This is a genomic window from Rhizobium sp. O111 (assembly GCF_055616315.1).
In genome coordinates this window covers 787231-812993 of the sequence record NZ_JBSHXL010000002.1, presented here as the reverse complement: position 1 = coordinate 812993, position 25763 = coordinate 787231, and the positions used below count along the sequence as shown (strand labels likewise).

Sequence of the window (25763 nt, the reverse complement as noted above, 5' to 3'; positions counted from 1 at the left end):
ACGTTACCTCATTGTCACAGCCGCTGAAATCCTATCGTCTGCCATATTTAAAAAAGACATAGGAAAGGCAATCTGCTGTATGATTTTCCAAATCATCGCGACGGGAGCCCGCGCAACGCAATGCTGAAGAAAACTGGAGAGACGGCCGAAACCGTCAGCGAGGTCGTGTTTCGGCAGATCCGCCAGGATATCATTTCCGGCATCTTGCCACCGGGATCTAAGATCAAGCTGGAACAGGCGCGCGAACGCTATTCGATCAGTGTCTCGCCGCTGCGGGAAATCCTGAGCCGCCTGACCACGGAAAATCTCGTCGTCGCCGAGGGGCAGAAGGGTTTCGAGGTCAGTCCGGCGTCGCGTCGCGAACTGCTTGAGCTTGCCGATCTCCGTGTGGTGCTCGAAACCCACGCCCTCGATCTCGCTTTCGCCGCTGGCGATCTCGAGTGGGAGGCCTCCATCGTTGCTGCGCATCACAAGCTGGCGGCTGCGGAACGACGCCTTCTCGCCGGCGATGCCTCGCGCACCATTGGATGGGTGCGCTATGACTGGGAATTCCACCAGGCGATCGTCTCGGCGTGCAACTCCGCGACGTTGATGGCGACGCTGTCCTCGGTCTTCGACCGCTTTTTGCGCTATCACATGCTGGCCGAGAGCTTCTGCGGCAAGCCGGTGGTCGAGGATCACCGAGCTCTCTTCGATTTCGCGCTTCGGCGGGATGCGGAGCAGGCCAAGGCCGTGATCCGCCGACATGTACATAGTGGGGTCGAGCACATCCTGAAGAGCGGCATCGTCGCCTGACCGCGTGCTGTTCCCGGCCTAGTCGCTATCGCGCGGCAGGCCCTCCGGACGCATCTGCTTCTTCAGTGCCGCGATACGGAAAATGGCATTGGCCGCGCCATAGCCGCGATAGCCTTTGCGCTCAACGATCTCGAAGAAGAAGCCCTCACCGTAGGTGCCGCTGTAGAGCTGGAAATACTCGCCGTGCTCATCGCGGTCGTAGAGAATGTTGTGTTCCTTCAGCCGCTCGGTGAGATCGGGATCCAGCCCGAACCGCGCTTCCACGTCGCCATAATAGTTCGGGGAAATGTGCAACGGCTTGAAGCCGGCCTTTCGCAAGGCCTTGGCGGTGGCGAAGATATCGTCGGTACTGAAGGCGAGATGCTGGATGCCCGAGCCGAATTTTTCCGCGATGAAATGACCGGCAAGCGTCCGCCTGTTTTCCGCGCCGTTGAGCGTGATCCGCAGCGATCCCTCCGCGTTCTCGACCACCTGGCTGCGCACGACGCCGCCAGGATCGATGATATCGACCATCGGTGTCTTTTCGGTCGCGAAGATCGACGTGTAGAAGAGGAGCCACGTCAGCATTTCGTCGTAGGCGACGGTCTGCGCGATGTGGTCGATGCGTAGCAGACCCGCGCTCGAGGCCGATAGCTGTTCGTCGACGGGAATGAAATCGACTTCCGCGAAGCGGCCGAGCGGCGAGGCTTCGTCGATCAGATAGACGATGCCGCCGCCCACACCCCGGATTGCCGGCAGCTCAAGTTCGCCTTCGGCGACCGGCTGCCGGAAGGGTTCGGCATTGAGTGCCACCGCGCGCCGGTGGGCCTCCCAGGCATCGTCCACCACGAGCGCGAATGCATAGGCGAGCGTCCCATGGACGGCGTAGGCCGCATTGGCGAAACCCGCCTGGTCGATATTGACGAGAATGCGGATGCCGCCCTGTTCGTAGAGGCTGACATCCTTGCTGCGATGCTTGGCGGTCTTGCGAAAGCCCAACACCTCGAGGATGCCGATCAGCTCGGCCGCATCACCTTCATCCGCCGTAAACTCGACGAAGCCCACGCCCTTCACCGTCGCGCGCGGCGGCATGGGCTTTCCAATCGGGTTGTCGCCGCCGAGGCTACGGCGCACCTGATCGCCCAGATAGATCAGCGAACGGTGACCGTCGGCCGCGATTTCGCGCGTCGAGCCGCCACGGAACTGGTCGTTGAAGATCTCCAGCGAATAGTAGCCGTCATACCCGGTCGCGGCGATCGCGGATGTAAAGGCGGTCACCGGCAGGTCGCCTTCACCGGGCATGTTGCGGAAGTGTCGCGACCAGTAGAGCAGATCCATGTCGATCTGCGGCGCGTCCGCCAGCTGGACGATGAAGATTTTCTCCTTCGGGATGGAGCGGATGGAATTGATGTCGATCTTGCGTGAGAGGCTGTGAAAGCTGTCCAGCACCAGGCCGATATTGTCGTGGTCGGCACGGCGGACGATCTCCCAGGCGTCGCGGTGGTCGTTGATGTGGCGCCCCCATGCCAGCGCCTCGTAGCCGACGCGCAATCCGCGCGCTGCTGCGCGTTCGCCCAGTTCGCGGAAGTCGGCGGCGGCGCGGTCGAGGCCGCCGAGCGAGGCCGAGGAGACGTTCGAGCATACGAGAACGAGGTCCGTACCGAGCTGCTGCATGATGTCGAACTTGCGTTCGGCGCGGTCGAATGTGCGGCTGCGCAGCGGTTCCGGCATGCCTTCGAAATCGCGGAACGGCTGGAACAGCGTGATCTTCAGGCCGAGATCACGGGCCATCTTGCCGACATCCGCGGGGCTGCCGTCAAAGGCCAGAAAGTCGTTCTCGAAAATCTCCACGCCATCGAAGCCCGCCCGCGCGATCGCTTCAAGCTTCTCCGGCAGCTCGCCGCTGATCGAAACCGTCGCTATCGAGGTTTTCATCTCGCTTATCCTCTCTGGCCGATATCGTCGTGATAATCATTATGACGAATGTCGTGAGAAGTTCAATTCAACGTTTGAAAATAGAAGTCTCATACGATTTGAAAAAACTATGTTGATTTATCGGTCCGTGTCAGGCAGTTTTGGTCTCACAGTCGGAGGAGAAGGAAGGCTGTTCGGTCGCAACGACCATTGAGGAGGAGAAAAAGATGTTGAAATCCATGTTGTCACGTCGCAATGCCATGCTTGGCGCGGCCGCTCTGCTCACCGGCATCGCGCTGGCTCAGCCGGCCGCCGCCGTCACCCCGGAAGAAATCAAGGCCCGCGGCAAGCTGATCGTCGGCATCCAGGGCGACAATCCGCCATGGGGCTTCGTTACCAGCGCCGGCAAGCAGGACGGCTTCGATGCCGACATGGGCGCGCTCTACGCCAAGGAACTCGGCGTCGAAGTCGAGTTCGTGCCGCTTGAAGTCAACAACCGCATTCCGGCGCTGACCTCAGGTCGCGTCGACGTTCTCTTCGCGACGATGGCGATGCTGCCCGATCGCGCCAAGGCGGTTCAGTTCAGCCAGCCCTACAATGCCAATGCCATCGTGTTGATCGGCCCGAAGAACAAGTCGATCAAGACGAATGAAGACATGGCCAATATGACCATTTCCGTGGCGAAGGGCGCTGCGCAGGATACGCAGGTGACCAAGAATGCACCGGCTTCGGCCACCATTCGCCGTTTTGACGGCGATGCGGCGAGCGTTCAGGCTCTGGTCTCCGGGCAGGCCGAGGCACTCGGCGGCAACATCTTCTACATGGATCGCGTCGAGAAGGCGCGCCCCGGTGAGTTCGAGAACAAGCTCGAGTTCCAGAAGCTCTACAACGGCGCCTGCACCCGCCTGGGGGAGAAGGAGATCAACGCCTCGCTCAACACCTTCATCGACAAGATCAAGGCAAACGGCGAGCTGAAGAAGATCTACGACAAGTGGATGAAGGTCCCGGTGCCTGAATTCCCGGCAAGTCTCGAAGGTATTCCCTTCGCGGCAAACTAAGCCCTTCTTGATGGGGCGATGCGCCGGCGGCGTCTTGAAGGCGGCCGCCGCCGCTTTGCCGCGGCGATGAATGTCTCGTGCCGAACGCGGGAGCGATGATGAGCAAGACGATCTTTGTACTGAACGGGCCGAACCTCAATCTTCTCGGCCAAAGGGAGCCACATATCTATGGCACGACGACGCTTGCCGAGATCGAGCAGCGCTGCGTGGCGAAGGCGCGAGACCTCGGCTTCGAGGTGGATTTTCGCCAGACCAATTTCGAGGGTGCGCTTATCGAAAGCATTCACGAGGCGCGCGAGAAGGCATGCGGGATCATCATCAACCCGGCCGCCTTCACCTTCACGTCGATCGCGGTTCTCGATGCGCTGAAGACCTTCGACCCGCCGAAGATCGAACTGCACATCTCCAATGTCCATGCCCGCGAGAGCATCTACCACAAATCCCTGATCTCGCCGATCGCGACGTCGATCATGATCGGTTTCGGTGCGGATGGGTACGAACTGGCGATCCAGGCCATGACGCAGTTGGTCGCTCGCAGCCGCTGACCGGACAGGAAAGGCCAGAAACAAGCCCATGAACTACACACTGGACTTCACGCCTGTCATCGACGGTCTGCCAAGCCTGCTGCTTGCCTGTCTCGGTACGTTCCTGCTGGCGATCTCGGGCATGCTGCTTGCGGTCCTGATCGGCATTGGCGGCGTCATGCTGCGCGATTCCCGCTTCAAGCCGGTACGCTGGCTGGTGATTGGCTTCGTCGAGATCATCCGCAACACGCCGTTCCTCGTGCAGATCTTCTTCATCTATTTCGCTTTGCCGCTCGCCGGCATCAGGCTCGATCCGACGCCGACGGCGATCATCGCGCTCGGCATCAATGGCGGCGCCTACGCGATCGAGATCATTCGCGGTGGGGTGCAGTCCATCCCCGCGGGTCAGAAGGAGGCCGGCCTGGCGCTCGGCCTGCACAAGGCGCAGGTCTTCCGTTTCATCGTGCTGAAGCCGGCGCTAAGGGCGATTTACCCGTCGCTGACCAGCCAGTTCGTGCTTTTGACGCTGTCTACCAGCATCTGCTCGGCGATCTCGGCCTACGAGCTGACCTCCGTCTCGCAAAGGATCGAGTCGGAAAGCTTCCGCAGCTTCGAGGTCTACTTCACGGTCACGGTTTTCTACCTCGTGATCTCCTGGGTGATGATGCGCCTCTTCGGGCTCTTTTCGTCCCGCTATTTCAACTACCCGGTCAAGTAGGAGGCTCCCATGGGTCGCGATGAATTCATCTTCCTGCTGATCGGTCTGAAGTGGACTGTCGTGTTGTCCGTCGTCGGTTTCATCTGCGGTTCGATCGGCGGGCTCATAATCGCGCTGCTGCGGACCTGCGGCTCGCCGCTGCTGGAGCGGATAACGGCCGGATATATCGGGGTGTTTCAGGGCACGCCGCTGTTGATGCAGCTTTTCGTGGTCTATTACGGGCTGGCGTTGGTGGGCCTGAAGCTGGATGCGTGGGTCGCGGTCGCAATCGGTCTCACGCTGCATGCCAGCGCCTATCTCGGCGAGATCTGGCGCGGCTCGATTGAGGCGGTGCCGCGCGGGCAGACCGAGGCGGCCAAGGCGCTCAGCATCAAATACGTGTCGCGCATGAAGGACGTGATCCTGCCGCAGGCGATCCGTATCTCGCTGCCGGCGACGATCGGCTTCCTGGTGCAGTTGATCAAGGGGACATCGCTAGCCGCGATCGTCGGTTTCACCGAACTGACGCGCGCCGGCAACATCATCTCCAACCAGATCTTCGAGCCGCTGACGGTCTTCGGCATCGTCGGCATCCTCTATTTCATCATGTGCTGCCCGCTGACGATCCTCGGTGCCCGCCTCGAGCGGCGCTTCGCGATGTCGGCGCGCTGAGTACGGCTGCCTGTCCGGGAGAATTGAACTATGACCACTGTGTCGACAACGACCACCACCGAGCCGATGATCCGCCTGGCGCAGGTCGAGAAATGGTTTGGCGCCTTTCAGGCATTGCACGACATCAACATGGATGTCCGCCAGGGCGAGCGGATCGTGCTCTGCGGCCCCTCCGGCAGCGGCAAGTCGACGCTGATCCGCTGCATCAACCACCTGGAGAGCTACGAGAAGGGCGAGATCCGCGTCGGCGGCACGCTGCTCGGACATCGCTCCAGGGATATCGACGCCATCAGGCGCGACGTCGGCATGGTGTTTCAGCAGTTCAACCTGTTTCCGCATCTGACCGTGCTGCAGAATTGCATGCTGGCGCCCATGCGTGCGCTCGGCCTCGGCAAGGCGGAAGCAGAGGAGCGTGCGCGTAGCCTGCTAGACCGCGTCAAGATCCTCGAACAGGCAGAGAAATATCCGGCGCAGCTTTCCGGTGGTCAGCAGCAGCGCGTGGCGATTGCGCGCGCGCTCTGCATGCGGCCGAAGGTGATGCTGTTCGATGAGCCGACATCGGCGCTCGATCCTGAGATGGTGAAGGAAGTCCTCGACACGATGATCGGTCTCGCGGAGGAGGGGATGACGATGATCTGCGTCACCCACGAAATGGGCTTTGCGCGTCAGGTCGCCGATCGCGTCATCTTCATGGCGAGTGGCGCGATCGTCGAAGAGGCGCCGCCCGCCACATTCTTCAGCAATCCGAGGCACGAGCGTACGCGCAAGTTCCTTGGCGAAATTCTGCGTCACTGAAAGTTTTCGGCATGATTTCCGGCACCACCAGGATCATCGCCCATCTGGGCTATCCGACGGAGACCTTCAAGTCGCCGCTGATCTACAACCCGTATTTCGAGAAACACGGCATTGATGCCGTGGTCGTTCCCATGGGCTGCCGGGCGGAGGATTTTCCGGAATTCCTGAGGCTCGTGTTCCGCCTGTCGAACATCCACGGCGCATTGATCACCATGCCGCACAAGGTCACCACCATGGGTCTGCTCGACGAACTGTCGACGCGCACCCAGGTCGCCGGCGCCTGCAATGCCATCCGGCTGGATGAACATGGCCGGCTGATCGGCGATATGTTCGATGGCGAGGGTTTTGTGCGCGGCGTGCTGCGCAACGGCAGGCGGGTATCTGGCGCCAATGTCCTCGTCGTCGGTTCCGGCGGCGTCGGTTCGGCGATCGCCGCATCGCTTGCCGCTGCCGGCGTTCGAAGGCTCGCGATTTTCGATGCCAATACGGCGGTCATGAACGGCCTGATGGGACGGCTTCGCCAGCATTATCCCGACGTGGACGTCACGGCTGGCTCGCGTGATCCTGAAGGGTTCGACATCGTGGTGAACGCGACGCCGCTCGGCATGAAGAGTGACGATCCGTTGCCGATCGATGTGTCGCGGCTATCTCAGTCAACCTTCGTGGGCGAGGTCGTGATGAAGCAGGAGATCACGCCCTTTCTCGAGGCGGCGCGCGCCGCCGGCTGCGACTTCCAGGTGGGCACCGACATGCTGTTCGAGCAAATCCCCGCCTACCTCGAGTTCTTCGGCTTCCCGACCACAACGGCCGATGAGCTCAGATCCGTTGCCCGCATCGGCTGATGTTGGTCGGGGTGCGAATGAAGCCGCCGCCAGTCAAATCTGTGACCGTATCTCGTCAGCGATCGTATGGAGGTGTTCCGAGGCGATTGCGCCGACGAGGCTATAACCGAGGCCGTTCCTGGCCCAGCTCCATCCGCGAATGTCGTGCTGGTCGCTTGCGACCATGGGCTTGTCCTGGTCGACCTGCATGCGCCGGGTCAGCATCACCAGTCGGTTCCCCTTGTCGTCGTCGTACATCAGCATGAGCCCGGATCCATGCGGCGTCGGAACCACGCGGCCGCCCATCAGCCGGTAGCCGGCCTTGCTGAGATCGGGGATGATGGCCGAGCCACCGATCGTCACGGAAACCAGGTTTTTCAGATCGTCGCTGCCATCAGCCCTGACCTCGACCGGTCGCAGGCGATCAGCGGCAAAGGCGCTGTAACTCGCAGACGCTTCCTGCGCCAAGGCGGCGACACCTTCCGTCGGAGGCATGCTGTAGCCCTTCAGTAGCCAGCCGCCAGAGGCGCCGATCGCCAACAATACGACGGCAGCGGTCACCATTGGCGCAATCCGAATTCCGTTGGTCGGGCGCTGTCTCTCGATGATACTAGCGAGGTTCAGCCGGCTTGGGATCGGTTCGGCTGCGATCGGAGCCAGGGCCGATCTAAGGGCCGCAGCGCCTTGCTGATAGGCGGAGACACGCTTCGCGGCATCCTTGTTCGTTTCAAGGAATGAAGCCACGTCCTGATGCCGTTCTGCATCCAAGGCGCCGTCGACAAAGGCCTGAAGGTCATCCTCATTGATCGGTCTATTCGTCATTTGACCCTCCGGATAAATGGACCAACAGGTTTGGTGCTCGTTGGTTTGGTCTCAAGGATAAGCCTCAGTTGCTCGCGTGCACGAGACATGCGCGACATCACGGTTCCGACGGGCACGTCGAGGACGGTAGCCGTCTCCGCATAGCTCAGGTCTTCGACCGCGACCAATAGCAGGATGCTTCGATAGTCCGGCGGCAGCCGTTCGATGGCCGCAAGAACGTCCTGGCCGAACAACGTGTTGTCCTGGCTGGCATCCACTGCCATTGTCGTCTCCGGCATCTCCTCGATCGTGACGATGCCCGCGCGTCTGACGTCCTGGCGTATTTTGTTGACCGTGAGATTATGCAGGATGGCGAATACCCAGGAGCGGGCATTTGCATCGCGTCGGTGCGTCCAGTTCATGACGACCCGCTCGAGGCAATCCTGAACGATATCGTCAGCCGCTTCGCGATCGCGGATCAGGCCGCGCGCGTATCGCCTCAGCGCCGGGATCATCGGCTCTACCTGTGTCAGCAGATCATCCATCTCTCAAATCCTCGAGGGTGAATGGCCCGCAGTCAAGCTGCGGGCCATCTGTTTATGCCAGTCGGGTCACGTTAATCGCCTTGCACCTGCAGGACCTTGCCGGGCTTGCCGTCGACCGATGAGGCAACGACGATATACCTGCGCTCATCCTTGTGCTTGGATTCGACGATCTGCCGGATCGGGCCGACCGCGTTGACAATCGCGGAGCCGGCCGGGTTCGTCATGAAATTCGACAGGCCCTGGAGCGGTCCGCTGCCATCCGCCTTGTCGGAGAGTGCCAGCACGTACATCGTCTTCGGTTCCAGCCCGGTCACCGATGCTTGCAACACCTGCGTCAGGCCTTGGTCGAAGAGCGTAACGCTCGTCGGCGCCGTCTTTTGCTTGTCGCCCTTTGCCGACAGCGTCAGATGGGCGGCAACGCCTGCGGTGCCGAGCGGCTGCAGGTTCTGCATGCCGTCGCCTTCAGGAACGGCATTCGGCACATAGTTGACGGCTTGCGCCGCCTGGCCGATCGGGATCGTCGCGATGACCTTGTTGGTCAGCGTGTCGATCGCGGCCATCGCATCGGCGTTTTCAAGGCCGACATAGACGCGCGTGCCGTCGCCCGAGGGCCAGACACCGTGTGGCAGGTTGCCAACGGGGATGGTCGCGACCTGTTCGAAATTGTCGGCGCGGAAGACCTTCACCTCGTTGAGGCCGCCGACGGTGATGTAGGCGAAGCTGCCGTTCTTGTTGGTGACGAGGTTGACGTGGTTGGTGATCGGGCCGGTATCGATCGTCTGGATCAGATCGAAAGGTGGCTGCGCATTGAAGACCTGGGTCTTGCCGATGTCCTTCAGCGTGAACCACACCTGTTTTCCATCCGGCGAGGCCGCGATATTCGGGCAGAAGGGGCTTGCCTGCTTCACATGGCCGACGATCTGGTGATCGGTGACGGTGACGACGACGGTCTCGGGATTGAAGGACGAGCAGATGTAGCCGTACTTGCCATCAGGCGAGAAAATCTGCATGCCGGGACCTGCCGGCACCTTGATCTGCGCCTTCTCCTCGAATGTGGCGGCGTCGATGACGGAAATATAGTCCTCGCCGCGGACCGTTACCCAGACTTCCTTGCCATCGGGCGTATAGAATGCCTCGTGCGGCGAGCGACCGACATAGGTGGTGTGCTTCACCGTGTTCGTCGCGGTGTCGATGAATGTCACCGAGTTCGAGCCGATCGAGACCACCGCGATCGTCTTCTTGTCTGGCGAAAAGCCCATGCCGTGGACCAGCACCTGGCCCTTGTAGAGCGGCGAGAGGTTGCCGGGCTGCGGATCGCCAAGCTTGATGACGCCGAGAAGCTTGTTGGTCGCGGGATCGGTCACCGACACGGTATTGGAGAATTGCTCGGCGGCGTAGACGCGGTCCTTGCTGCTGACGGGGATGTCGGGATCAGCGGCGGCGAAGGGGGCCTGTCCGGCGAGGACGGAAAAAGGCAATAGCATGCTGCCCGCCAGCAAGCTGGCGGCAAAAGATGTACGAATGTTCATTGGGAGGACCTCTGGGTTACATCTTCATGTTGGGGTCCATGCCCTGCATGGTCTTGCTGGACGTGGATCCGGTGGGGGTAGTCTCCGGTGCGACCTGGGTTGGGGCCGCTTCGGATGGGGGGAGCGGATCGCCGATCGCAAGCTTCATGGCCGCGATCTCCTGCTGCTGATCCACGATGATCTCCTGCGCGATGCGCTTGAGCTGCTCGTTCTTGCCGTATTTGAGGACGGCGAGCGCCATCTCGATGGCGCCCTGGTGATGTGGCGTCATCATCGCCACGAAGTCGCGATCGACATCACCTGTCGGCTTGACCTCCATGTCCGCCATCATCTTGTTCATGGCCGCGTCGTTTTCCGCGAGATAGGCGGCCTCGGGACCGGCGTCATCCATCTGCATCGCCGAATGATCGTGCTGCGAGGGATCATGGGCGAAGGCGGCGCAGGCGCCCGCCGTCGCGAGGATGGTGGCCGCAAGGACCATCGACTTTCGGGAGGACCAGAGGTTCATCGGCTTCTTCCTTGTTGTTACATCGAGGTAGACACCCGGGCGCAGATTCTATTCCCGAGCGGCGTAACTTTTTTCACGCGTGCTGGAGCGACGCCGCGAGGTTGCCGAGCACTCCAAGCTGGCCGAAGATGATCGTCGCGGCGGTGTAGCAATGGAAGGACGTCACCTTGCCATCCTTCAGATGGAAGACGTCACAGCACGGCGCGTGCATCTCCTTGCCTGTGGCCGCAATCGTCCCGGCAGGCAGGACGAGCGGGCCGGAGTGGGTGCCGTTGAGCGTCAGTTCGACAATGACCACGTCGTCGGTCACGTAGAAGTTTCCGAGTTCGCGGTGCATGTCGTGGAAGGCGGTGGCGTAGATGTCGACCGTCTTACCGATATCGGCGCCGTAATATTTCGCGCCGGCCGACACGTCCCAGAAATAGCCGCCCTCGGCGAAGAGGGCGACGAATGCCGCCACATCCTTCACTTCTGCGGTCCGGTATAGTTCGCGGATGATTTCTTCGTTGGTAGGCATGTTGTTTCCTTGGCTTTGCTGGAGTTGGATCAGCGGATGGACTTGAAGGCCTTCCGCATTTCCTGCGCGAAGAGGTCGGGTTGCTCGAAAGCGGCGAAGTGGCCGCCCTTATCGACCTCGTTCCAGTAAAACAGGTTCGGCCAGTGGGCTTCCGCCCACGCCTTCGGCGCGCGGTAGATCTCTTTCGGAAAGATCGTGGCTGCCATCGGCAGTTCGATGCGACCTGCGTCGAAGCCACCGCCGTTGCGGGCGTTTTCCCAGTAGATTCGGGCGGACGAGGCAGCCGTGTCCGTAAACCAGTAGAGCGAGATGTCATCGAGCATCTCGTCTATCGTCAGCGCGTCTTCCGGTTCGCCGCGATTGTCCGTCCAGGCCTGGAATTTCTCGTAGATCCAAGTCGCCTGGCCGACGGGTGAATCGGCGAGCGCATATCCGATGGTCTGCGGCCGCGTCGCCTGCTCCTTGAAGTAGCCGAACTGCTCGTTCGCGAACTTCATAGCAGCGTCCATCGCGGCCTTCTCATCAGGCGTCGGGTTATCCGGGAATTTCTCCGGAAAGACCAGCGGCCAGTTCACATGGGCTGCCACAAGCCCTTCGGGGCGGACATGTCCGAGCGCATGCGTGACGCCCGATCCCCAGTCTCCGCCTTGCGCCACCCACTTGTCGTAGCCGAGGCGTTTCATCAGCGTGGCCCAGGCATTGGCCGTCCGCACGACAGTCCACCCTTCCGATGTGGGCTTGTCGGAGAAGCCGAAGCCGGGCTGCGAGGGAATGACGACGTGGAAAGCGTCCGCAGCCGAGCCGCCGTGCGCGGTCGGGTCGGTGAGGGGGCAGATGACCTTGAGGAACTCGACGATCGATCCTGGCCATCCGTGGGTCAGGATGATCGGCCGGGCGTTCTCATGCTTCGATTTCACGTGGATGAAATGGATGCCGAGGCCGTCGATTTGGGTGCGATACTGCGGAAACGCGTTAATGCGCTTCTCGAATTTACGCCAATCATATTTGCGCTCCCAATAGGCGACCAATGATTTCGCCTTGTGGAGCGGAACACCTTGCGACCAGTCCGAGACGGTTTCCTGATTGGGCCATCGCGTATTCTTGAGGCGGCGCTTCAGGTCATCGATGGCGGCTTGCGGAACGGAAACCTTGAAAGGCGTGATCGCGTCGGTTGCCGGCGGAAACGATAGCTCCTCCTGCGCCGCAACCGCCTGGGATGTCAGCGAGGCTACGGCGGGTGCTGCCAGGGCGAACTGAAGAATACGCCGGCGCGTTGCGACGGTCGATGGATCGGTCATTCTTATTCCTCGATTTGATTGCTGTTTGAGCCCGCTCTCAAGCGTTTCGGGATCGGAGGCGTCCGCTTAGGGTCAAGATCCGATCCACAGAGTGTCAGGAGACGCGGCCGAGCGGGTCGTCGATGTGCTGCTTTGCGACATCGTAGCGGATACCTTGTCGGTCGAGGATCCGGACATTCTTCACCACAGTGCTCAGAGCCTTGAGGAAGATTGGAGAGTTTTCATGTGCTTCGTAGGCAGCTTCGTCTCTCCAGCCCTCGACAAGGTGGAAGGTGTTCGGATCCGTCAGATCCTGCGCGAAGGCATAGAAGACGCATCCGTCGATCTCAGCTGCCGCCGTCATGTCCGGGATCACCGCGTCGATGAAGGTCTGCCGATCGTCAGGGTGAACGCGGTAATAGGCGCTGACGAGCATGTTCGTCGGCAGTGTCTTGTCGTGGTCGGCCATGGCCGTTTCTCCTTTGGCTGGCTGAAAGTGCGTTTGGGATGCGTCGCGCTTAGCGTGAGGCGATCAGAACCGTGCCGGATTTGCCGGGCTTTTCGACGAGGGCGGCAGCCTTGCCGACATCCGCGAGATCGAACGTCTGCTCGACCTGAAAGAGCTCCGGCTTGCCGGCTGCGAGCTCAAGCGCGAGCTTCAGATCGGCCTTGCGGATTTCGACAGGCAGGCCAGCCCACCGCCCGACCGTCACGCCCGACAGCCGGACGTCACGTGTCGAAAAGTAAAGCGCGGGCACCGAGATCGGCTGCCCGGAAAGGTCGCCGTAGGACACCAGGCTGCCGCCTTGTGAAAGCAGGCCGACCGCCGCACTTGCCGTGTCGCCGCCAACAGGGTCGAGCACGACGCCGATGGGATGGCCGTCGGCGGCTGCAACGACCTTGTCCTGCCAGCCGGGCTTGTCCGTGGAAACCACCGGCAGATCAGGAAATACGACGTTGAGCTCGTTCACGCCGGCTTCCCGCCGGACGACGCCGACGACATCGAAGCCGCGATCGAGAAGCAGCCCGATCACCAGTCTGGCAACGGCTGAGCCTGCGGCGGTGAGAACGACGACGTCGCGGCCCGGCTTTGCACCGGATGTCTCGACGGCCCGCAGGAGAAGCGCTGTCGTCAGTGGGTTGACGTGAAGCTGTGCTGCGGCTTCGTCCGATACGTCATCAGGAATTTCGGTTACGTATTCGGCCGGGACGATTGCCTTTTCGCTCCAAGCGCCTCGGCCGGGGAAGAATGCGACGCGTGTGCCCGGCTTCAGATCGACGCCACTGCCGGCTTCCTCGACGATGCCGTAGCCTTCGAAGCCGACGCGCACGCCCTCTTTCGGTACGGCCGCTCCCGGCTGGTAGCGTCCCGATATACCGAGAAGATCGCCGTGGTGAACCGGCCGGAGAAGCACCCGGATCAGCACTTCGTTGTGGTCTGGATGTTTGGGATCTTCGACGTCGGCTGCCTGAAGAACGTCCTCAGGCTTCCCATGCTTGAAATAGACTGCGGCACGCATCGCGGGCTCTCCTTGAGAATGAGAAGTGGAGCGTCTGTTCGCCGCTCCTGCTGTGGGGTTAGACCTGGGCCTGGCCGCCATCGGCGAAGAGCTCTGCGCCGTTGACGAAGCTCGCATCGTCGGAAGCGAGGAACAGGGTTGCCTTGGCGATCTCCTCGGATTCGCCGACGCGGCCGAGCGGGATGCGAGAGGCGAGATAGTCGAGCAGGCCCTGCTGCTGTTCCTTGTCGTCGCCGGCGAGTTCGACGAGGCCAGGCGTGCGGGTTGCGCCGGGCGAGACGACGTTGACGCGGATGCCGGTGCCCTTGAGATCAAGCGCCCAGGAGCGGGCCAGGTTGCGGACGGCGGCCTTCGAGGCGGAGTAGACGGAGAAGGCAGCGGTGCCTTCAGTGCCGGCGGTCGAGCCGGTCAGAACGACCGATGAACCCTTGCCCAAAAGCGGAAGCGCTTTCTGCACCGTGAAGATCACGGCCTTCACGTTGCGGCCGAAGGTGTCGTCGACCTGTTCCTCGGTGATCTGGCCAAGCGGAAGCATGCTGCCGCCACCGGCATTGACGACGAGGGCGTCAAGGCGTCCCTGTTCCGCCTTAACCTGGGCGAAAAGCTTGTCGAGATCTGCATTGCTCGATGAGTCGGCCTGCACGCCGACCGCGCCATGGCCGATCTCGGCCACTGCCTTGTCCAGCGCATCCTTGCGGCGGCCGGTGATGTAGACGCGAGCGCCTTCGGCGGCGAACAGCTTGGCGGTCGAGAGGCCGATCCCGCTGGTTGCTCCGGTGACGACAGCGATCTTGTTTTCAAGTCTGTTGGTCATTTTACTCTCCTGATGCTGGGCGCGCGAAAGGGTTCAGCCCGAATGCGCGGCCTGTTGAAATTCTGAAACTGTTCGGGAGGTGGCGTTGGCTGTTGGCCTCGTCGCCGTCCGATGAGGAGAAGTTAGTTCGTCAGCTTGGCGGCGAGAAGCCGCTCAGGGTGGAGACATTATCCATGGGGATGGATGGTCTCCGTCGTCACATTGCGTCTGGCATCTACGGCTTCGAATACTTTCGCCGCCCACTCCGTGAAGGCGCGCAGCCGCGGGTTTGGAAATCGATCGGCCGGATAGACGAGGTGCAGTGGATGATTGTCCGGCTTCCACTCAGGCAACAGTTCGACCAGCGCGCCGCTCTCGAAGTGCGGTCTTGCGACGAAGCCGAAGCTCTGGCCGATACCCAGTCCTGACAGCAGCGCGTTCAGGTGTGCGGTGCTCTCGTTGACGGAAATGCCGCTGGAAGTCGGGAGATACTCGCTTCGCTCATCGCCGCGTTGGAACCGCAATGGAAACCGCTTTCCGGATGACGCAGAGAAGTAGCTGACGATCCGATGCCTCTCGATATCATCGGGCCGCTCCGGAAACGGCAGACCATCCAGATAGCCGGGCGACGCGCAAATCACGTAGTCCAACTCGCAAAGTTTTCGCGCCTTCATCGATGAGTCACTCAGCGCCCCGCCGCGGATGACGCAATCGATCCCCTCGCTAACGAGGTCTGCGGGTCGGTCGCTGACACCGAGCATGAGATCGATATCAGGATACAGGTGCCGAAAGTCGGCGAGCGCGGGGATGAGGATCTGGTTTGCCAGCACGGAACCGATGTCGACGCGCAGCTTTCCCTTGGGCGCGCTGCGGGAGCCGGCGACCGTGCCGTCCATGTCATCGAGATCGGCGAGCAGCTTCAGCGCCCGCTCGTGATAGGCCACCCCCTCCGTGGTCATCGTGACCGACCGCGTGGTGCGCTCGACCAGCTTGGTCCCGAGATGCGCCTCGAGATCCTGCACGAGCTTGCTGACGGAGGAGCGAGGCAGGTTCAGCGTGTCCGCCGCCTTGGCAAACGAGCCGGCCTCGGCGACGCGGACAAATGTTCGGATGGCGAGTATCTGATCCACGGGAGGTCCGGCTGCTGTTGATTAGATGATGACCATCTATACCGGATCGCCGAGCTCCGTCATGCAAGTTATTGCTTGATTTGGACAATTGCGCTGTCGATAACGCGCCCGCACCAAAGTTTCTGCTCGTCTGCCAAGGCGATCATCGTCAAAGCGGCTTGTGAATCTGCGGTTGGCCATTGTGGAAACTCGACCGACCGGCTTTCCAACCGGCGACGACCCGGCCGATTTCGCGCACGGCTGCCTTCGGTCCTGCTGTGTCGATGAGAATGATCGTCGCCTCCTCGCCCACGGTGAGGCCGTAGGGGACGCCGAGCTGGCGGGCGGCGGATCGCCCGACCATGTCGAATACGCCTGATATCTCCACATCTCGCGAGAGCTGGGAGACGTTGGCATAGAGATTGGCCATCCGGATCAGCGAGGCGTCGCCGTAGGGCGTGAAGGGGTTGAGCACATTGTTGGTTGCAATCGAGGTCACGACACCATGGGCGGCGAGGATATGGGCGGGGGCGACGCCGCGTGGCACCAGATGGTCGTAAGTGCGACCGTTGAGGAAGAGGTCGGTGGCAGGCAAGACGGTGAGCGCGATCCCTGCTTCGGAGAGGTTCTTTGCTATCTCGATTACGGATGCCTCCGGCAATGCCGAGAGGTTGGTGACATGACCGATCGAGACCCGGCCTTGCCAACCGTGGCGTTTGGTGGCCGCGATGACGGAGGGCAGGTCGGTCTTGTTGGGGTCGAGGCTGAAGTCGAGGTGGAAATCGACAGCGACGTCGTGTTTCACCGCGAGTTCGAAGATCCTGGCGATGTGGGCTTCAGGATCGGGGTCGGTGTAGGGGCAGCCGCCGATGAGATTGGCGCCATCGGCAAGAGCTGCGTCGAGCATCGCCAAGGTTTCAGGCTCGTTGGTGAGGCCGTCCTGCGCGAAAGCACAGATCTTGATATCGATCGCGAAGGCGTAGTCCGCCCTGATGCGTTTGATTGCCTGGAAGGAGCGGAAACCGGCGCGCGGGTCGATCTCGACGAAGGTGCGCATCCGCACCGTGCCATGAGAGATCGCCTTCTCGACGACGCGGGCGGCTCGCTCGTAAACGTCGTCCACGGTAAAGCCGGATTTGGCGCGCGCCGTCTCGCGCACTGCTTCGGCGAGCGTTCCCTCGCAGATCGAGCAGCGGTCGAGAATGCAGGCCTTGTCCAAATGCACATGCGTATCCACGAGGCCGCCGAACGCGAAGCTGCCTTTGCCGTCGACATCCGAGACAGCATCGCAGCGGAAATTCGGTTCGATCGCGGCGATCAAGCCATCGCGCACCGCGATGTCGACGAGGGCACCATCTTCCTCCACGCGAACATTGCGGATGACGAGGTCGAAAAGATTATCGGACAAACTGCTCATAGGCCGATGGCTCCGCCATCGCTGCGCGGGTCGTGAGCTGCTTGCATTTGTCCGTCTCCATTTATGCGAATGATGCCTGCCTGCCCGCCAAGTGGGCTGAGGGGCGCGATGGTCGCGACTTCATGGCCCATGGAGCCCAGGGTCGCGAGGGTATCATCTCCGATGTTCTCCTCGATTTTGAGGTTGTCGCGAGTATCGGAAAAGGTGCGGCCGAGCAGGAAGCGCGGCCGCGAGAGGGCGGCCAGCGGATCAAGCCCATGGTCGATCAACAGGCTGAGCAACAGCGCCAACGTTTGCGGCTGGCCATCCGCACCCTGTGTTCCGTAGACCAGATGCGGGCGTCCGTCCTTGAGCGCAAGGCCAGGGTTCAGCGTGTAGAAGGGCCGCTTGCCGGGTTGAATGAAATTCGGGCTGGCGGGATCGGTGCTGAAGGCTGCGCCCCGGTTTTGCCAAAGGATACCGGTGTCGCCGGCAACGACGCCGCTTCCCCAATCGAAATAGATGCTTTGCAGCAAGCAGGCGGCCCGGCCGTCGGCGTCGACAGCAGCCAAGAGCGCTGTGTCGCCCTGCCTGTAGGGTATGGGCCAGGCGGCGGCGCGGCTGGGATCGATCTCGGCGGCCTTCGCGGCCAGGCGCTCAGGGTCCAGAAGCACTTTCGTGGCATCTACGGCGAACTCCGGATCCGCGATCAGATGGCGATCGAGGAAGGCCTGCTTCACGGCTTCCACAAGCGCATGGTAATAAGCAGCGCTATCGGGTGCCTTGTCCTTCGGCGCCAGCTTTGCAAGCACAGCCATGATGCCAAGGGTGGTAACGCCCTGCGTCGGCGGCGGTGGCGCCAGCAGAACGGTGTCGCCATAGGCGAGCCGCACCGGCTCCACCATGCGGGTTCGCGTTTCGGCGAGGTCGGCGGCCGTCAGCGGTGAGCCTGCGGCGGCAAGACTGCGCGCGATCCGGTCCGCCAGTTCGCCTTCGTAAAATTCCCTCGCGCCATTCGCGGCGATGGCCTTGAGGGTTTGCGCCAGATCAGTTTGTCGCTGGATGCCCTCGCGTTGAAAGAGGTCTCGAAAGCCTGGCCATGTCGCGGATTCGCCGGCGCGGAAATCATGCCAGAATGTCTGCGACGGGCTGACGGCAAAGCCGTCTTCGGCGAGTGCGATGGCATCGTCAAGCAATGTAGAGAGCTGCTCGGAGCCGCCCCAGATTGTCTTGGAGTGATCGAGCACCTTCTCCCAGCTATCGACCAGACAGGCGGTCGTCAGCGTCGAGGCCGGACCGCGCGGCGGGATCGGGCCGTCGACCCGGGCATTCGCGGCAGCCTGGCCGATGCCGAGGAAGGTGTGCGCGTCGCCATCCCTGTCGCAAACCATCCAGACGGCGTCACCACCAAGGCCGCAGAAATGCGGGTAGGTGACGGAAAGCGCGGCGCCTGCCGCGACCAGCGCCTCGATTGCATTGCCGCCGCGCGCCAGCACCTTGGCGCCGGCCTCACTCGCCGCCCAATGCGGCGTCGTCACCATGCCGTCGCGCGATTGCGCAACGGCCGTTTCGGTCTGCCGGCTCCGATAGTTCATCAGCGGACCACGGCTCCGTTCTCTGCAACCAATCGGCCTTCCTTGAAGACCCGGCGGGGCTTCGGAATGGCGACGACGGCTTCCGGGATGTGCTCGGCCGCAAGCGTCACAAAATCGGCCTTGGCGCCGATCGCGATGCCATAGCCTTCGAGGTTCAGCGCCTTGGCGCCGCCTGCGGTCACCACGTCGAAGGCGGCGGCGAGTTCCGTATCCGTGTAGAAGCCGGAGCGATAGGCGATGATCTCGGCGCGGCGCAGCATGTCGCCATCGCCGAAGGGCCACCAGGAATCGCGGATATTGTCGTTGCCCGAGAAGACCGTGACGCCGGCCGCCCGCAGCAGCGCCACCGGCGGGAAGTTGTGGTTGCCCGGCGCGTTGGTCATGATCGCGACGCCGCTTTTGGCGATCAGCGCAGCGATCTTCTTGATCGCGTCCGGTCCGAGATCGCCGAGGCCATAGGCGTGGCTGACGGCGACATGCCCCTGCATGCCTAGCGCGACTGTTCGGGCACAGATCTCCTCGATCGTCATCGCGCCCATCGTGCCGGCGTCGTGGAGGTGGATATCGACGTCGACGCCGCGCTTTTCGGCAATGCCGAAGACCACGTCGAGATGCCCCTTGATGTCACGGTCGAAGGAGAGTGGATCGAGTCCGCCGACGAGATCGGCGCCCATGCCGATCGCCTCGTCCATCAGTTCGGGCGTGCCGGGGCTTTTCAGGATGCCGCTCTGCGGAAACGCTACCAGCTGTATGTCGATGATATCCTTGTAGGCCTCGCGTACGGCAAGGATCGTCTCTAGCGATTTCAGCCCGACCGAGCCATCGACCATGACATGGCTGCGCATCTGCAGCGCGCCGTTTGCGATGCAGAGATCGAGCTGCTTGCGGGCGCGCTCGTCCATCGGCGCGGCACCTGCCATGTTCTCGGCCTGAAAGGTCACGCGCTCATGCACGTCGAAGCCGTTGGTGCAGGCTTTGTGCGGGATCCACTTGTCGCCGTAGAAGCTGGTGTCGAGATGGATGTGTCCCTCGACGAAACTCGGGACCAGAAGCGCGCCGGCAATGTCGACGGTCTTGGCGGCGGCTGCGCTCGCGCCGGCCTTGTTGATTGCCGCGATGCGGCCGTCCGAGACGAGGATGTCGTTGAGCGTGCCATCGGCCAGCTTGGCGTTCGTAAACAGTGTTTCGGTCACCGGGGTCTCCCTTGATGTCTTTGTTCTATCGTCGTTTGCAATGCTCCTCCCCAACCAGGGGAGAAGCGATGTCGTGTGGTCGGCGCGGCGCGCCGATCAGTTCTGCGGCAGGGTGCCCTGCACGCCTTCGATCAGCCAGGTCATGCCCTTGATGTCGGTATCCGCAAGCTCCTGGCCCTTGGCGACCTTCACATCACCCTTCTGATCCTTGATCTCGCCGGCAAAGGGCTTCAGCTTGCCGCTGATGATCGCGGCCTCGGCGGCCTTCATTTCGGCGGCGACGGATTCCGGCAGTTCCGTGTTGCTCGTCGTCATCTTGACGTAGCCGCCCGGTCCGAGGCCAAGCCAGCGGCTCTCCGGCTTCCAGTTGCCGGCCATCACGGCCCTGGCGGCGTTGATATGTGCGGCACTCCAGTCCAGTTCGAAGGAAACCAGCTGCTTCTTCTTTACATAGGCGGAGAAATCGCCCGTCGAGCCGATCGACCAGACGCCCTTCTCCTCGGCGGCCAGTCCCTGCACCGGCGTGTTGGGGCTGCCGGAGATGACGTCGGCTCCCTGCGCGATGAGTGCCGCGACCGCGTCCTTTTCCTTGCCGGGGTCGACCCAGGCGTTGGCCCAGACAACCTTCAGCGTCACATCGGGATTGACCGAGCGGGCGCCAAGCAGGAAGGCGTTGAGGCTATAGATGACCTGCGGCACGGGGAAGGCGCCGACCCAGCCGAGAACGTTGGTCTTGGTCGTGCGGCCGGCGGCGATACCGGTGAGGTAGGTGCCCTCATAGTGGCGGGCTTCGAATACGCCGAGATTGTTGCCGGCCTCGATGCCGGCGCAGCACTCGAAATGCGACTTGGGTAGCATCGGCGCCAGCTTCTTCAGCGAGGCATATTGCGAGAAGGTGGTGCCGAAGATCAGCTTGTTGCCCTGGGCGGAAAGCTGGCGGAACAGGCGCTCGCAATCCTGCACCTGTGCGATGTTTTCGAGCACCGTTACCTTCACCTTGTCGCCGAATTCCTTTTCGAGCGATTTCCAGGCGTTGGCCTGGAAGTATTCCCAGCCGGTATCGGAGATGGCGCCCATATGGATGACACCGACCTTGAGAGGCTCTTCGGCGGCGAAAAGGGGCCTTGTGCCCGCGCCGATCGCAAGCGCGCCGGCGGCGCTGGTTCTCAGGAAGTCGCGTCTGGAAAATGTTGTCATTTCGGTTCCCTCTGTTGATGTTCGACTTGGACGATGGACGGCAGTTTCAGCCCTCGGCAGCAAATGGCTTGCCGAGGGAAGCGGGGACGTTGAGGCGCATCAGCGCGGCGTTGCGCGAGATCAGCACCAGCACGACGATGGTGACGAGATAGGGAAGGGCGGACATGAGCTCGGACGGCAGGCCGATGCCGGCGCTTTGGGCGAAGAGCTGAACGATGGTGGCGCCGCCGAATAGATAAGCGCCGAGAAAGCAGCGGCCCGCCCGCCAGGTGGAAAAGACCACCAGCGCCACGGCGATCCAGCCGCGCCCGGCGATCAGTCCCTCGGTCCAAAGCGAGGTGTAGACGATCGAGACATAGGCGCCCGCGATGCCGGCGCTGGCGCCGCCAAACAGGGTGGCCAGGTAGCGGATCGTGTTCACGGGATAGCCGAGCGCGTGCGCGGAAGTGGGCGATTCGCCGACGGCGCGCAAAATCAGTCCGCTGCGGCTGCGGTTCAGGAAATACCATACGCTGGCGAAGAAGGCCCAGGACAGCCATGTCAGTGGATGAAGCTGGCCGAGAACCACGCCGAGCAGCGGGATTTTCGCGGCAAGCCTTGATGCCGCCGAAGGCTCGATCACGATCGCCATGCCGATGTAGGGTTTGCCGATGAACGAGGCGAGACTGGTGCCGAAGATCGTCAATGCCAGCCCGACCGCGATCTGGTTGGCGCGGAAGCCGACGGCGAGGACCGCGAACATGAGGGCGAGCAACATCGCCGCCAGCATCGCCGCGAAGACGGCGAGCCACAGGCTGCCGGTCGCCATCATCACGATGAAGGCGATCACCGCGCCGATGACCATCATGCCCTCGACGCCCATGTTCAGCACGCCGGAACGTTCGGCGACGAGTTCGCCGAGTGCTGCGTAGATCAGGGGCGTGCCGGCAACGAGCGTGGCCACGAGAATGGGGAGGATCTGGTCCATCAGGCGGCGGCTCCCTGCCGGTTGGAGGACTGGAAGCGGATGCGATATTGAATGAAGACGTCTGTCGTCAGCAGGAAGAAGAGCAGCGTGCTCTGCAACAGGCCGGTGATCGAGGACGGCATGCCGAGCGACATCTGCGCGACATCGCCCGAGAGGTAGAGCAGCGCCATCAGGAGGCCGGAGAGCAGGATGCCGACCGGGTGCAACCGCCCGAGAAAGGCCACGATGATCGCCGCGTAGCCATAGCCTGGAGAGGCGGTCGGGAAGATCTGCGCAAGCGGGCCGGCGATCTCGCCGACGCCGGCGATGCCTGCCGCGGCTCCGCTTGCCAGCATGCCGATCCAGACCGCGCGGCTAACGCCGAAGCCGGCATAGCGCGCCGCACCTTCGGAGAGGCCAGTGACCTTGAGCTGGAAGCCGGCGAAGCTGCGGTTCATGAACAGCCAGCCGGCGATGACCGCGCCGAGCGCGAAGAGTACGCTGACGTTCGCTCGGGTATCCTCGATCAGGATCGGGAAGAGGGCATCCGGCGCCAGCGGCTCCGACTGCGGGAAGTTGAACCCGGCCGGGTCACGCCAGAGGCCGAAGATCAACCAGGAGAGCCAGAGTGCCGCGACGTAGTTGAGCATCAGGCTGACCAGGATTTCGCTGGCGTTGAACTTGACCCGCAACAGCGCCGGGATGGCCGCCCAGACGACGCCGCCGAGGGCGCCGGCGATCACCATCAAGGGCAAAACCCACCAGGCGCCGGCTGGCCCATATTTCAGCGCGACATAGCCGGCGAAGATGACGCCCACGGTCAGTTGCCCTTCGGCGCCGACGTTCCAGATGCCGGCGCGAAAGCCGATCGCGAGCCCGACGCCGATCAGCACCAGGGGTGCTGCCTTGATCAGCAGTTCGCCGAAACCGTAGAGATCGGCGAGTGGCGCGGTCAGGAAGGTGATCAGCGCTTCAAGTGGGTTCTGGCCGGCAAGCGCGAAGAGCACCATGGCAACGATCGACGTGAGCCCGATCGCGATGACCGGCGACATCAGGATCATGATGCGCGAGGGATTGGGACGCGGTTCAAAGCGCATGGGCGAGCTCCTTGCTGGCGCGTTCATCTGGCTCGTCGCCGGTAGTCTGGCCGGACATGGCAATGCCGATCGCATCGCGGTTGGCATCGGCGATCGGTATGGCCGCGGTCAGCCGGCCGCCGGCGATGACGGCGATCTGGTCGGAGATCTCGAAGAGTTCGTCGAGTTCCTCGGAGATGACGACGATCGCCGCACCCCGATCGCGCAGGTCGAGCAGCGCCTGGCGGATGACGAGCGCCGCGCCGACATCCACACCCCAGGTCGGCTGCGAGACGATCAGCACGCCCGGCTCCTGCAGGATCTCGCGGCCGATGATGAACTTCTGAAGGTTGCCGCCCGACAGGCTGCCGGCCCGCGCCTGGGCGCCTGGCGTCCTGACGTCGAAGGCCTGAATGCAGCGCTCGGCATAGGCCTTCACGCGATCGAAGCGGATGAGCCCGGCGCTTACGGCGCCGTTGCGATTGGCGGTGAGCAGCACGTTTTCCAAGAGCGGCAGCGAGGGGACCGAACCCTGCTTCAGCCGGTCCTCGGGCACCGAGCAGAGGCCAAGCCGCCGCCGGCCGGCCGGATCGCGATGGCCCGCCGGCTTACCGTCGATAGTGATCGTGTCGGCGTTCGAGAGCGGCGTTTCGCCCGACAGTGCTGCCAGTAGCTCCTGCTGGCCATTGCCCGAGACGCCGGCGATGCCGAGGATTTCGCCACCGCGCACTGCAAAGCTGATGTCGCTGAGTGCCGTTCCGAACGGATCCTGGGTGGTAAGCGTCAGCCCGGAGACGCTGAGACGCGTCTTGCCGGCCGACGTATCGCCGCGATGACGGAAGCTCGGGAGATCGGCGCCGATCATCATGCGTGCCATCGAGGCCGGGCTTTCCTGCCTCGGATCACACATGCCGGTAACCCGGCCGCCGCGCAGGATGGTCGCCGTGTGGCAGAGATCCCTGATCTCGTTCAGCTTATGGCTGATATAGAGAATGCTGCATCCCTCGGCCGCGATCTGGCGCAGCGTGATGAACAGCGTTTCGACGGCCTGAGGCGTCAGCACCGACGTCGGCTCGTCGAGAATGAGCAGGCGCGGATTTTGTAGCAGCGCGCGGATGATCTCGACCCGCTGTCGCTCGCCGACCGACATCGTATAGATATGCCGCTCCGGGTCCACCGGCAGGCCATAGCGCGCGGCGACCTCAGCAATCCTTCTCGACAACGGTTCGATTGCCGGCCGGCCCGGCAAAGCCAGCGCGATATTTTCGGCCACCGACAGCGTGTCGAACAGCGCGAAGTGCTGGAACACCATGCCGATGCCGAGCTTCTGTGCATCGGCGGGCGAGGCGATCGACACCTCGCGCCCATCCCACAACAGTTCGCCGGAATCTGGCCGAACCATGCCGTAGATGATCTTCATCAGTGTCGACTTGCCGGCGCCGTTCTCGCCGACGACGGCGTGGATCTCGCCCGGACGGACGCAGAGGTCGATCCCGTCATTGGCGACGACGGCCGGATAGGCCTTGCGGATCCCTCGCAGCTCGAGGCGGTGTTCGGTATGTGGCGATATCGTATGTGGCATGATGACAATCTTGGCTACATGATCTCTATAATCACGTATGCAACATTGATGCCAGTCCGTATCGATAAGCGCGCCAACCGCCGCGCTAAAGCCCTATAAGTATGTATTCATTGAGATAAAACGAGCGCGGCGCCGAATGGTGTCCAGAAAGACGCAAAATTGCTCCAGATTTTTCGTCTACATAAAGTGCAAAATCATGTATACACGCTTGAAAAAGCGGCAGTCAGCCCGCGCCGCGGGCGGAGAAACGGGAGAGGATCGAGCCGAGGTCAGGCTCGGCGGCAGGCTCGTCCTCGAACAACGCCCGGCTTTCCACTGACGAGAGGTGATCGTCCATCAAGCGCTCGGCAGCCGCGATATCGCCCTTCTTGAGTGCGGCGATGAGCCCGGAGTGCTCGCTGATAGCGCATTCGCTCGAATGCGGGCGGCTGTACATGGCAAGGATCAGCGAGCAACGCGACACCAGTTCGGAGAGATAGCGCTCCAAAAGGGTATTGCCCGCAAGGTCGGCAAGTTTCAGATGGAATTCACCGGCGAGCCGCGTCGAAAGCCGGACATCACCTTTGGCATGGGCGGCTTCCTCTTCCTGCACATGCTCGCGCAGGCTCTTCTCGATGGCCGGGCTCCAGCGTTTGGCCACGGCCTTCATGACCTCGCGCTCCAGCGCACGGCGCACGGCGAATGCATCGCGTGCTTCTTCGAGGCTCGGCTGCGCCACGGTGGCGGTGCGCTTGTGATAGGTGTCGACAAGCCCCTGCGCCTGTAATTTGGCCAGCACGGCGCGCACCAGGGTGCGGCTCATGGAGAAGTGCTTGCCGATCTCATCCTCCGGCAGTTTGGTGCCGGCTTTGATCGCCTGCTCGATGATGGCCTGTCTAAGGGTGCGATGGGCGATGTCTACCCGGTCGGAATTCGATGACATGG

26 protein-coding genes are annotated in these 25763 nt (G+C 62.3%); 7 read left to right on the top strand and 19 right to left on the bottom strand.

Annotation, left to right across the window (positions count from 1 at the left end; genetic code table 11):
• Window positions 1-120: 120 nt before the first annotated feature.
• Window positions 121-795 (top strand): GntR family transcriptional regulator, encoded by a 675-nt coding sequence (locus tag ACVTFQ_RS23290; protein ID WP_113176950.1) that lies wholly within the window; start codon window positions 121-123, stop codon window positions 793-795.
• Between the two features lie 18 nt (window positions 796-813).
• Here ACVTFQ_RS23290 and ACVTFQ_RS23285 read toward each other — a convergent pair whose 3' ends face one another.
• Window positions 814-2709, bottom strand: coding sequence for a bifunctional sugar phosphate isomerase/epimerase/4-hydroxyphenylpyruvate dioxygenase family protein (locus tag ACVTFQ_RS23285; protein ID WP_113176949.1), 1896 nt, complete (start codon window positions 2707-2709; stop codon window positions 814-816).
• A gap of 206 nt (window positions 2710-2915) precedes the next feature.
• Here ACVTFQ_RS23285 and ACVTFQ_RS23280 point away from each other — a divergent pair, with 206 nt between their 5' ends.
• From ACVTFQ_RS23280 to ACVTFQ_RS23255, 6 genes are all read left to right on the top strand, one after another.
• Window positions 2916-3746: a transporter substrate-binding domain-containing protein gene (locus ACVTFQ_RS23280; RefSeq protein ID WP_113176948.1), complete on the top strand. Its 831-nt coding sequence runs from the start codon at window positions 2916-2918 to the stop codon at window positions 3744-3746.
• 98 nt (window positions 3747-3844) lie between these two features.
• A complete protein-coding gene (aroQ, locus tag ACVTFQ_RS23275; protein WP_113177054.1) occupies window positions 3845-4291 on the top strand; it encodes a type II 3-dehydroquinate dehydratase in 447 nt (148 codons plus the stop codon).
• Between the two features lie 28 nt (window positions 4292-4319).
• Window positions 4320-4988: an amino acid ABC transporter permease gene (locus ACVTFQ_RS23270; RefSeq protein WP_047514235.1), complete on the top strand. Its 669-nt coding sequence runs from the start codon at window positions 4320-4322 to the stop codon at window positions 4986-4988.
• 9 nt (window positions 4989-4997) lie between these two features.
• A complete protein-coding gene (locus ACVTFQ_RS23265; RefSeq protein ID WP_112435477.1) occupies window positions 4998-5639 on the top strand; it encodes an amino acid ABC transporter permease in 642 nt (213 codons plus the stop codon).
• 66 nt (window positions 5640-5705) lie between these two features.
• Window positions 5706-6434, top strand: a complete 729-nt coding sequence (locus tag ACVTFQ_RS23260; RefSeq protein WP_112435528.1) for an amino acid ABC transporter ATP-binding protein — start codon at window positions 5706-5708, stop codon at window positions 6432-6434.
• Between the two features lie 11 nt (window positions 6435-6445).
• On the top strand, window positions 6446-7276 hold the full coding sequence (locus tag ACVTFQ_RS23255; protein ID WP_113176947.1) for a shikimate dehydrogenase family protein: 831 nt from the start codon (window positions 6446-6448) through the stop codon (window positions 7274-7276).
• Between the two features lie 33 nt (window positions 7277-7309).
• Here ACVTFQ_RS23255 and ACVTFQ_RS23250 read toward each other — a convergent pair whose 3' ends face one another.
• The 18 genes from ACVTFQ_RS23250 to ACVTFQ_RS23165 all read right to left on the bottom strand — a co-directional run bounded on the left by ACVTFQ_RS23250 (window position 7310) and on the right by ACVTFQ_RS23165 (window position 25761).
• Window positions 7310-8077 carry an anti-sigma factor family protein gene (locus tag ACVTFQ_RS23250; RefSeq protein ID WP_113176946.1) on the bottom strand — a complete coding sequence of 256 codons (768 nt, stop codon included), beginning with the start codon at window positions 8075-8077 and terminating at the stop codon, window positions 7310-7312.
• Window positions 8074-8601: an RNA polymerase sigma factor gene (locus ACVTFQ_RS23245; protein ID WP_113176945.1), complete on the bottom strand. Its 528-nt coding sequence runs from the start codon at window positions 8599-8601 to the stop codon at window positions 8074-8076. The genes ACVTFQ_RS23250 and ACVTFQ_RS23245 overlap by 4 nt, the downstream gene beginning before the upstream one ends.
• Window positions 8602-8672: 71 nt before the next feature.
• Complete coding sequence (locus tag ACVTFQ_RS23240) at window positions 8673-10130, bottom strand: YncE family protein (protein WP_113200818.1); 1458 nt, start codon at window positions 10128-10130, stop codon at window positions 8673-8675.
• A 16-nt stretch (window positions 10131-10146) separates the two neighbouring features.
• Window positions 10147-10638: a DUF305 domain-containing protein gene (locus ACVTFQ_RS23235; RefSeq protein WP_113176943.1), complete on the bottom strand. Its 492-nt coding sequence runs from the start codon at window positions 10636-10638 to the stop codon at window positions 10147-10149.
• Window positions 10639-10711: 73 nt separating this feature from the next.
• Window positions 10712-11155 (bottom strand): nuclear transport factor 2 family protein, encoded by a 444-nt coding sequence (locus ACVTFQ_RS23230; RefSeq protein WP_112435472.1) that lies wholly within the window; start codon window positions 11153-11155, stop codon window positions 10712-10714.
• A 29-nt stretch (window positions 11156-11184) separates the two neighbouring features.
• On the bottom strand, window positions 11185-12453 hold the full coding sequence (locus ACVTFQ_RS23225) for an epoxide hydrolase family protein (RefSeq protein ID WP_113176942.1): 1269 nt from the start codon (window positions 12451-12453) through the stop codon (window positions 11185-11187).
• Between the two features lie 94 nt (window positions 12454-12547).
• Window positions 12548-12901 (bottom strand): putative quinol monooxygenase, encoded by a 354-nt coding sequence (locus tag ACVTFQ_RS23220; protein WP_113176941.1) that lies wholly within the window; start codon window positions 12899-12901, stop codon window positions 12548-12550.
• Between the two features lie 49 nt (window positions 12902-12950).
• A complete protein-coding gene (locus ACVTFQ_RS23215) occupies window positions 12951-13952 on the bottom strand; it encodes a zinc-binding dehydrogenase (RefSeq protein ID WP_113176940.1) in 1002 nt (333 codons plus the stop codon).
• A gap of 58 nt (window positions 13953-14010) precedes the next feature.
• Window positions 14011-14766, bottom strand: coding sequence for an SDR family NAD(P)-dependent oxidoreductase (locus ACVTFQ_RS23210; protein WP_112949331.1), 756 nt, complete (start codon window positions 14764-14766; stop codon window positions 14011-14013).
• A 167-nt stretch (window positions 14767-14933) separates the two neighbouring features.
• Window positions 14934-15875 (bottom strand): LysR family transcriptional regulator, encoded by a 942-nt coding sequence (locus tag ACVTFQ_RS23205; RefSeq protein ID WP_113176939.1) that lies wholly within the window; start codon window positions 15873-15875, stop codon window positions 14934-14936.
• 148 nt (window positions 15876-16023) lie between these two features.
• Window positions 16024-17271 (bottom strand): amidohydrolase family protein, encoded by a 1248-nt coding sequence (locus ACVTFQ_RS23200; RefSeq protein ID WP_113176938.1) that lies wholly within the window; start codon window positions 17269-17271, stop codon window positions 16024-16026.
• Window positions 17268-18845: a gamma-glutamyltransferase family protein gene (locus ACVTFQ_RS23195; protein WP_113176937.1), complete on the bottom strand. Its 1578-nt coding sequence runs from the start codon at window positions 18843-18845 to the stop codon at window positions 17268-17270. Before ACVTFQ_RS23195 ends, ACVTFQ_RS23200 begins: the two co-directional genes overlap by 4 nt.
• Window positions 18845-20038, bottom strand: a complete 1194-nt coding sequence (locus ACVTFQ_RS23190; RefSeq protein ID WP_113176936.1) for an amidohydrolase family protein — start codon at window positions 20036-20038, stop codon at window positions 18845-18847. Before ACVTFQ_RS23190 ends, ACVTFQ_RS23195 begins: the two co-directional genes overlap by 1 nt.
• Before the next feature lie 96 nt (window positions 20039-20134).
• Window positions 20135-21235 carry a BMP family ABC transporter substrate-binding protein gene (locus ACVTFQ_RS23185; RefSeq protein WP_113176935.1) on the bottom strand — a complete coding sequence of 367 codons (1101 nt, stop codon included), beginning with the start codon at window positions 21233-21235 and terminating at the stop codon, window positions 20135-20137.
• A 46-nt stretch (window positions 21236-21281) separates the two neighbouring features.
• Window positions 21282-22202: an ABC transporter permease gene (locus tag ACVTFQ_RS23180; protein ID WP_113176934.1), complete on the bottom strand. Its 921-nt coding sequence runs from the start codon at window positions 22200-22202 to the stop codon at window positions 21282-21284.
• A complete protein-coding gene (locus tag ACVTFQ_RS23175; protein WP_113176933.1) occupies window positions 22202-23278 on the bottom strand; it encodes an ABC transporter permease in 1077 nt (358 codons plus the stop codon). The genes ACVTFQ_RS23180 and ACVTFQ_RS23175 overlap by 1 nt, the downstream gene beginning before the upstream one ends.
• On the bottom strand, window positions 23268-24839 hold the full coding sequence (locus tag ACVTFQ_RS23170; RefSeq protein WP_470424020.1) for an ABC transporter ATP-binding protein: 1572 nt from the start codon (window positions 24837-24839) through the stop codon (window positions 23268-23270). Before ACVTFQ_RS23170 ends, ACVTFQ_RS23175 begins: the two co-directional genes overlap by 11 nt.
• Before the next feature lie 223 nt (window positions 24840-25062).
• A complete protein-coding gene (locus ACVTFQ_RS23165; RefSeq protein ID WP_113176932.1) occupies window positions 25063-25761 on the bottom strand; it encodes a GntR family transcriptional regulator in 699 nt (232 codons plus the stop codon).
• Between the last annotated feature and the right edge of the window lie 2 nt (window positions 25762-25763).